We start from the raw sequence: 7835 nt of genomic DNA, 5'->3' as shown, positions 1-7835 counted from the left end.
AGTCAGTGAGCGAATTCAACGACGAAGTTACCGGTTGCCTGCGGCTGAAGGGCTATGCGGTGTCTTGAGGGCAGTTTGGGGACGGCGGCGTTCATGCGCTGCAACGTTAAACGGGCGGGCAACTCACAGCCATTTGAATTTCCACTGTTTCGGCCCAAGTTCAGCAGCACGCCATATCCCGGCATCTTCCTGAAACTGAAGGGGCCAAATCTGGCCCCTATTTTTTGTAGCTCCCAGGCCTCGCCATCATTTGGGTTTCCACTCGCGGGCGAGTTTTTGCGCTTCTGCAATCTGCTCAGGGGTCATCTCGCCCGCCGCTAATTTGAGCAATATGATCGCTTCCTCACTCCCCTGGGCGACCGCAAGATCGCCCCACATATAGGCTTGAATGTAGTCCTGCTCTACGCCCGAGCCGATGAAGTAACTGAAGCCGAGAGCGATCCGCGCCAAGGCGTTGCCCTGGTTTGCGGCCTTACGATACCAATTCACCGCCTCCGCATCATCCTGCGGCACGCCCAGGCCCGCAGCATACAATTGACCGAGTCTGATCTGGGCATCGGCATGGCCCTGCTCGGCCAAAGGCCGCCATTCACGCTCCGCCGCCAGGTAGTCGTCACGCTGGGCCGCTTCCCATCCGACATCGAAGTCCTGCGCTGCTAACGGTGTGGCGAGCGCCAGGGCAATAGCAACAAGCGCGGCCTTGATGACGTTTCGCATGAGCCTGCTTCCAAATTTCATACATTGTAGCAGGAGAGGGTAATACCGCTAGCTGCGCCATTCTCGCCGCAGTAGCTCAGTGGCAGAGCGCGCCGTTATTTCGGATAGCCCTCAAACTTCGCCATAGGCGGCGTTACCTGCTTCTCGGCTCGTTCACCGCAAACAGAGCAACGCGGCTTGAAGCCAACGATTGAGCGGTTGCCATGCTGAGCTACCAGCGCCAACAAGTCGAAGTCGTGCCACCTGTTACAGCGCCAGCAGTGCGCGGCAACGCCGTAGTGGGCTTTAGCGAGGTCTTCCAGTGTACCGAGGGAAATGGACTGCATACGGGCAGTATAGCTGATGCTTGGCGGCACCGGTGACTTGGGTGGTGTCTATCTCTGAAAGACACGGGTCGCAGTCCGCCAACAGCGTCCACCAGTGCCAGAGACTCTATCAGGAAGTGGTACATAGAACGGGGGCTTTACAGTTCAAAAACACCGAGAAATTTCGTCCGGCGCAAAAATTTTACGCCCTGTCCTACCCCGCGCCGCCAGAAAAACGGCGCGTCATCGAAAGCCCAAAATGGGAGATGTAGCACGGCGGCGCTGCTTAAAAGAATGCCTCGCCGGTTTCCTTGTTGAAAACATGGAGCATTTCAATATTGAGGGCGATACCGCAGGGGTCGCCCGACACGCCCACTTCGGCGATCTTGCGCTTGATCGTAATGCGATCCCGGCCAAGCTTGGCCTCAATCAACATGTCGCCGCCCAAGGGCTCGGTAACGAAGATTTTCGCCGAAAGTTCCATGCCATGATTCTCTCCAACCGCAATCGTAAGATCGTCAGGGCGAATGCCAAGGCGGACCTCAGTTGCCGCGCCCTTCTCTTCCAAAATCCGCGACTGCGCATTACTCAGTGCTACTTTCATATTTTCGTAGACCAGCGCGACGGCATCGCTGCTGCGCTCGATACGGCAATCGAGAAAGTTCATCGGCGGCTCACCAACAAAGCCGGCGACAAATTCATTGATCGGATGGTTATATATTTCGCTCGGCGTGCCGAGCTGTTGCAAAACGCCCTCATGCATAACGGCAATACGATCCGCCATAGTCATGCCTTCGAGCTGATCGTGGGTGACGTAGACGGTCGTCGTCTCCAGGCGGCGCTGTAGATGCTTGAGCTCGCCGCGCATATGCGAACGCAGCTTGGCATCGAGGTGGGCAATCGGCTCATCGAATAGAAACACCTTGGGCTCGCGCACGATGGCGCGGCCGATCGCGGTGCGCTGTTTCTGGCCGCCACTCAGCTCGACCGGCTTACGCTGCAACAACTCCTCGATCTCCAGCATTTGCGCCGCCCAGACAACACGCTCTTCTATATCCGTCTTATTCATTTTTTGCATCTTGAGCGGGTTGGCCATGTTCTCGAATACCGTCTTATGCGGATAGAGCGCGTAATTCTCAAACACCATGGCAATATCACGGTCGCGCGGCGGAATATCGTTGACTTTGAGGTCGCCAAAAAAAACCTCGCCGGAAGAGATGAATTCGAGCCCCGCCAACATTCTGAGGGTGGAGGATTTGCCGCAGCCTGATGGACCTAAAAGACAAAGGAATTCATTGTCCTTAATTTCGATATTGAGATCCTTTACGGCCATTGTCTTGCCGTAATACTTCCAGACGTCTCGAATAGTAACAGACGTCATCTCAGCGCCTCCGACCAATAGATGTTTGCTGTGTGGCATTCATGGTTTATTCGCGAACCGCCCCCATGGTGAGGCCGGTCACCATGTAGCGCCGGATGAGAAAGCCAAGAAACATCATCGGCACGGTGGTAACGACGCCCGCAGCCATGATGCTGCCCCATTGAATTTTCACAGGCTGCACCAGCTCGGCGGTCGCGACAGGCAAGGTTTTAGCGCCACCCGAACCGATGATCGAGGCAAACAGAAAATCGTTCCAGCCGAACAGCACGCAGAGCACGATAAAGGCGGCGACGCCGGGCGCGACCAACGGCATGATCATACGCAGCGCTTGCCACCGATTGGCGCCATCGCACTGCGCCGCCTCTTCAATGGCGTAGGGCACATTGTCGAAGAAGCCCTTTAGAATCCAGATCGCGAACGGCAAATTAAATGTGGTGTAAGCGAGAATCAACCCGGGCAATGTGCCGACCAGACCGGACGAACGGAAGATGACATAGAGCGGCACCATGACCGCAACCACCGGCGCCATGCGGGTGGAAATAATCCAAAACAGTAGATCTTTTTTGCCTCTGAATTCAGCGCGCGACAGCGCATAGGCGGCCATCGAGCCAAGAAACACCGAGACCACGGCCGAGCCCAGTGCGGCGATCAGGCTGTTGCGCATATACAGGCCGAAATGCTTCTCGGTGAAGAGCTCAACATAATGTTCGCCGGTCGGCTTAAAATCGAACATCACACCGACCCCGCCCCAATCGCCCTCTTCCGGCAATTTAAACGCATCGAGCAGATCCTTAAACGACGAGATCAGCATGATCGCCAGCGGCAACACGGTCCACACAAAGAAGGCGATGAGGAACAGAATAACCAATATCGAAAACGCCGAGCGCGCCGGTGATTTGTAGCGAACGATCTCGCGTGACGCCATGCCCTAGCCCTCCCCGCCCGGTTTGATTTTTCGCGCCGGGTCCTCAAAAATTTTCGTGAGAAACAGCCCCAGCAATATCGTCAGCAACAGCAGGGTAAAGGCGATTGCTGCGCCGCGGCCAAGCTCGAAGTATTTGAACGAAACATCAAACAGGTAAGTCGGGAGAATTTTAGTAGCATTGGCCGGACCGCCGCCGGTCATGATCAGGATGGTGTCGATAAAGCGGAAATTATCCATAAAGCGCAACAGGATCGCGATCAGCAGGAAGGGATAAAGATTGGGTAGAGCCACGCTGAAAAAATTGCGCAACGGCCCCGCGCCATCGACCATGTTTGCTTCGAGCTGCTCCTGCGGCACACGTTTTAAACCGGCCAAGGTTATCAGGGCGATCAGGGGCGTCCATTGCCAGACGTCCGTCGCGACGACGCCCGCCATTGCCCAGGTTTTATTGCCTAGAATAGTGCCGCCATCGAGTACACCAAGGCTGCGCAACAGCCAGAAATACCAGCCGAAGGTGCCGTTATAGAGGAACATGTAAAGAAAGCCGGCGACCACGGGGGCCATCATCATCGGCATCAGAAAAATAGTGATGAAGAGTTTCTCAAGTCGGGAATTGTTGAGAATAATGGCAACCAAAACACCGAGCGTAATTTCAACCGCCAGGCAGAGCGCACTATATTTAAATAAGGTGACCCAACCCCTGGCAAAGTTTTTATCGGAAAACAGGCGGGTAAAATTATCGACACCAACCCACAGGTCTGATTTCTCCGGGGCCAGCTGGACCTCGTGCAAACTCATGTAAATGAGCCAAACAAAGGGGTAAAGAGATATTGCCGCCAACAGCAATACCGCCGGCAACAGCATCCACATTAAATAAAAGCGGGCCGGCTGATTGTTGAATAATTGCGGAACATAATCGACCCGCCGCACGCCCCGATAGGCAGTCTGCTCCGGGGGTTCACGACGCGTTGCATTTACAGCCATGGCGAATATTCTAACAGCGCGCGCGGGTCAGGCAAAACAAGCCATCAGATGGAAATCCGCTGCCACAGCCGCGTGGCCATGGCAGCGGAATTACTCAAAACTACCCTAGAACGCCAACAGAGCCCTAGATGCCGTGCATCGAATCAAGTTCGCTACCAATAGACTCGCAAGCCTCTTGGGCAGACATTTCGCCGGAGATGCATTGCTGGGCCCCAACGCGGACGATCTCGTGATATTCGTTGGCCTTCGGCAGCTTCGGCCCGAGCACCATGTTGGGTGAACGAATGCCCTTGTCGTAGACGGCTTCGAACGTCAGCGCGTTGGGCATGGACGTCGGGCGATTGCGCGCTGCCTTGACCTCTGGCAGGTCCAACACGGATTTACGTGTGGGCGTACCACCGACCCCTTCCAGGACCATAAGTTGAGTTTCATGACTGCACGCCCAGCTGGCGAAAATAAAGGCCGCACGCTGTAAGTCCATGGAAGCGCCGGCATTGATGCCAATACCGCCAATGCCGCAATTGGTGGCGTTCACCACATTGCTCGTCGAGACATTCCACGACTGCTCACCCTTCGGACCCATGGCATAGGCGGTCTTGCCGCCGGCCGCCACAGATTGCTCGGCATCTTCAACGGAGGCGGCAAACTCGTGATACTGAATTTGCATGGCAACGCCGCCGGCCGCGTAGACCGTATTCAGCTCGAGCGTACCGTTGGTCAAATTATCCGGATGAGAGACATCGGCAAGCGCCTTGTAGCCCTCCATGGATTTAACCGACTGGGCATCACCCCAATTTGCCGGGCCAGGATTTTTCGACCCCAACGTGTCATCAACGGCAAAGTCGAGCCACTGATTCTGAGCATACATATGGCGCTGAATATCGAGCTGGGTGGTCCAGCCGAATGAGCCGTGATGCTGGCCATAACCATAGGGAATGGACGAATCACGTTCGTGCATCATTTTGAAGAAAGCGGCGAAATCGACCATGTTCTTGTAGGTCGTATCGTCGGTGAATTCCATCCGATAGCCATAATCAGCCTCGAAATCCTTGGTCAGTTTTTCGAACAAATCCTGGCGATAGAAGGTGCACGACACGGCGGCATCATACGGAAAGGCACGGATTGGCCCACGTTCATAATAAACGCCGCACGCGTCGAGAAAATTCTCGAACCATACATTGTCGCCGTAACCCTGCGAGTCCAGCGGCAAGGTATCGTCGAGCGAGAACTGGTTGAGATCGGCGTAGAAATCAGCAAAAGGCGAGCCAATCGGCTTGTCCTGCACATAGTTGAGTTGATAATCCGCCTGGCCGCTTCTCAGATCAATGCCGACCTTCTGCTGCACCGTCGGCAAGCCATCCGTGAGAATTTCAACTTCAATTCCGGTCAAATCGTAAAATGATTTAATATTGTCACGAATGGCGAAGGAAGGCGGTGTGTTCTCTGACATGAACACCAGCTTCGAACCTTCATATTGGCGCCATTTGGCATCCATCGACGATGCTGCATGAACGGGGTGTTTGGAAATGACTGAGCTGAGTCCGACGCCGAGTGAGCCTACGCCAAGCGCGGCTGCCGTGCCGCCGCCAAGCTCGAGAAATTTACGCCGGCTGATGGTTTTGTAGAGCGCTTTCTTGGGAACATGAAACATCGCATCCCTCCCTGTGTTTGGTTTACGCCATTTATGGCTTATGACTGCGGACCAAATGGGCAATCGTGAAATCAGAACGACGCCCCTGAGCCGCTGGTAATGGGATATCAATGGGTATTGATTGTCAATGAGGCTTTGAAAGAGCGTTCTTCAACAACCGCCAAACAGCGCGCGCAGAGATGATGCGCGCCCCCTATAACCGAGCCACGTAATTCGTGGCTATCTACGAAGATGTGGAGGTGTTGGGGTGGCAAGGAAGCGATATTCAGATGAGGATGTATTAAACCTGCTGCGTCAGATTGAGCTCAGTCTGGCTTCTGGCAGCAGTGTAGAGATGGCTTGCCGATCAGCCGGCATCAGCGATGCTACATACTATACTTAGCGCATGGTTACGTGCGAAAAGCGCGACGTGGACAGGTATGGGCGGGTTGTTGCTCTCTGTCATGCTGGTGGTACTGATATCGGCAAGGCGATGGTTTACTACGGCCTGGCCTTGGCGTATCGGCGCTACAGCAGCGACTATGTTGCACGTCACATCAAGTGGACTAGTTTTGCTCCGCCCGGGTGGGCTAATTTTGCTCCGCCGTTGACACCTGCCATCACGGTGGCGATTTGTTCGTCACTGCTTGCGCATTTTCAGTCAAACCTGGCCATAACTGTGTAGGCGTCTTCGCCTTCGTTGGCGATTCGCAATTCATAGTAACCGACCGCGCTTACAACTGCCCCGAACGCGGTAACTATACCCGCCAACACGATTGATATTAAAAATGCGAAAAATGTGCTCGTCGTTTCAGCAGCTATCCAATTCCCAATCAGATTAGCAACGAAGCCAAGAACGCCGATGATCAAAACCAATCCCAATATAGGCCAGCGATATCCTTTCGTTAGTTCGAGACTTCGGCCAAGGCTGGAAAGTTCGCGACCTTCCACCACGGCGGCGGGGATCGCGACCCAAAACATGGTCGCGAAAATCAATCCGGGAACAACGAAAAGCGCAATCCCAACGCCTGTGATCACTCCCATAACACACGCAACACCTAATACAGGTAGTATGAACCTCAGCCCGCGATTGATGACTTGGCCCAGTTGGGCTTGCTGTCCGTTCAATTGTTGAATAGTACCGTAGACCAAAGCCGCGCTGATGAAGCTAGTCACGACAAAGTAAATAATGATGTAAACGGCAGTGTTGCCCCACCCGGGAAACACATCCTGACGAACGAAAAGCGCGAACAGATGTGGCGGCACCATCAACAATATCGAAATCATTCCGAACGGCAGGATATTCTTAGAGAGGACGTATAAGCCGGTACCCAAAATGCTTCCAACCTGAAATTCATCGGGCCTAAACGCTGAAGGAATTATTTCTTCGCCTCTCACCGCGCTCTGTGTGGTTAAGCCCTCTTTTGGTTCCCATTCCGCCACCATCCGTTCTGCCTCAGCAATCTGCTCAGGCGTCATTTCTTTGACGATTAAATCACGCACATCTTTAGCCTTTATTTGCCCGCGAGAAGCGGCCAGGTTGGTCCACATGTAGGCAAATTTAAGGTCCCGAGAAATTCCTTTACCCTTAAAATACATCCAGCCGAGGTAGAATTGAGCCTCGGTGTCACCTCGCGCAGCCAATGGCTCCCAGTGCTGTAGGGCGACCTTATGATCACCCGACTTATACGCTTGATAGCCTGAATCTAAATTCTCGCTACCGGAGATCGGTTCGTTATCGTGTGAGTCACCGCTCATCGATTCATATACCTTGTATTCTATCGGTAGACGAGAAGTTCCGTTTGCCGCAAGATTGGTTGACTGTATCGTAGAGTGAATTTTTTAGGAAAATAAATGGCGACAAGACAACAATCAGGAAAAACCCGCACGAAC

Annotated in this window: 7 protein-coding genes; 1 reads left to right on the top strand and 6 read right to left on the bottom strand. The window is 53.9% G+C overall.

The features are described 5' to 3' along the window. Positions 1-246: 246 nt before the first annotated feature. The 5 genes from O3A94_16855 to O3A94_16835 form a co-directional block, all read right to left on the bottom strand. The gene (locus tag O3A94_16855; GenBank protein ID MDA1357920.1) at positions 247-717 is read right to left on the bottom strand and encodes a tetratricopeptide repeat protein; all 471 of its coding nucleotides are present in this window, start codon (positions 715-717) and stop codon (positions 247-249) included. A gap of 591 nt (positions 718-1308) precedes the next feature. Further along, positions 1309-2403, bottom strand: a complete 1095-nt coding sequence (gene ugpC, locus O3A94_16850) for a sn-glycerol-3-phosphate ABC transporter ATP-binding protein UgpC (GenBank protein MDA1357919.1) — start codon at positions 2401-2403, stop codon at positions 1309-1311. A gap of 46 nt (positions 2404-2449) precedes the next feature. Next, positions 2450-3328 carry a carbohydrate ABC transporter permease gene (locus tag O3A94_16845; GenBank protein ID MDA1357918.1) on the bottom strand — a complete coding sequence of 293 codons (879 nt, stop codon included), beginning with the start codon at positions 3326-3328 and terminating at the stop codon, positions 2450-2452. 3 nt (positions 3329-3331) lie between these two features. After that, complete coding sequence (locus O3A94_16840; protein MDA1357917.1) at positions 3332-4186, bottom strand: sugar ABC transporter permease; 855 nt, start codon at positions 4184-4186, stop codon at positions 3332-3334. Positions 4187-4436: 250 nt separating this feature from the next. Further along, positions 4437-5963, bottom strand: a complete 1527-nt coding sequence (locus tag O3A94_16835) for an ABC transporter substrate-binding protein (protein MDA1357916.1) — start codon at positions 5961-5963, stop codon at positions 4437-4439. Positions 5964-6348: 385 nt separating this feature from the next. Between O3A94_16835 and O3A94_16830 the strand changes: the two genes are divergently transcribed. Further along, positions 6349-6627, top strand: coding sequence for a thermonuclease family protein (locus O3A94_16830; protein MDA1357915.1), 279 nt, complete (start codon positions 6349-6351; stop codon positions 6625-6627). Here O3A94_16830 and O3A94_16825 read toward each other — a convergent pair. Further along, entirely contained in the window at positions 6600-7700 is a 1101-nt protein-coding gene (locus O3A94_16825; GenBank protein MDA1357914.1) for a tetratricopeptide repeat protein, read from the bottom strand. The genes O3A94_16830 and O3A94_16825 overlap by 28 nt on opposite strands. Positions 7701-7835: the final 135 nt, after the last annotated feature.

The organism is Pseudomonadota bacterium, assembly GCA_027624955.1.
In the GTDB taxonomy this organism is placed as follows: Bacteria; Pseudomonadota; Alphaproteobacteria; order UBA828; family UBA828; genus PTKB01.
Note: the sequence above shows the minus strand (reverse complement) of the source record. Positions and strands in the feature narration are given on the sequence as shown.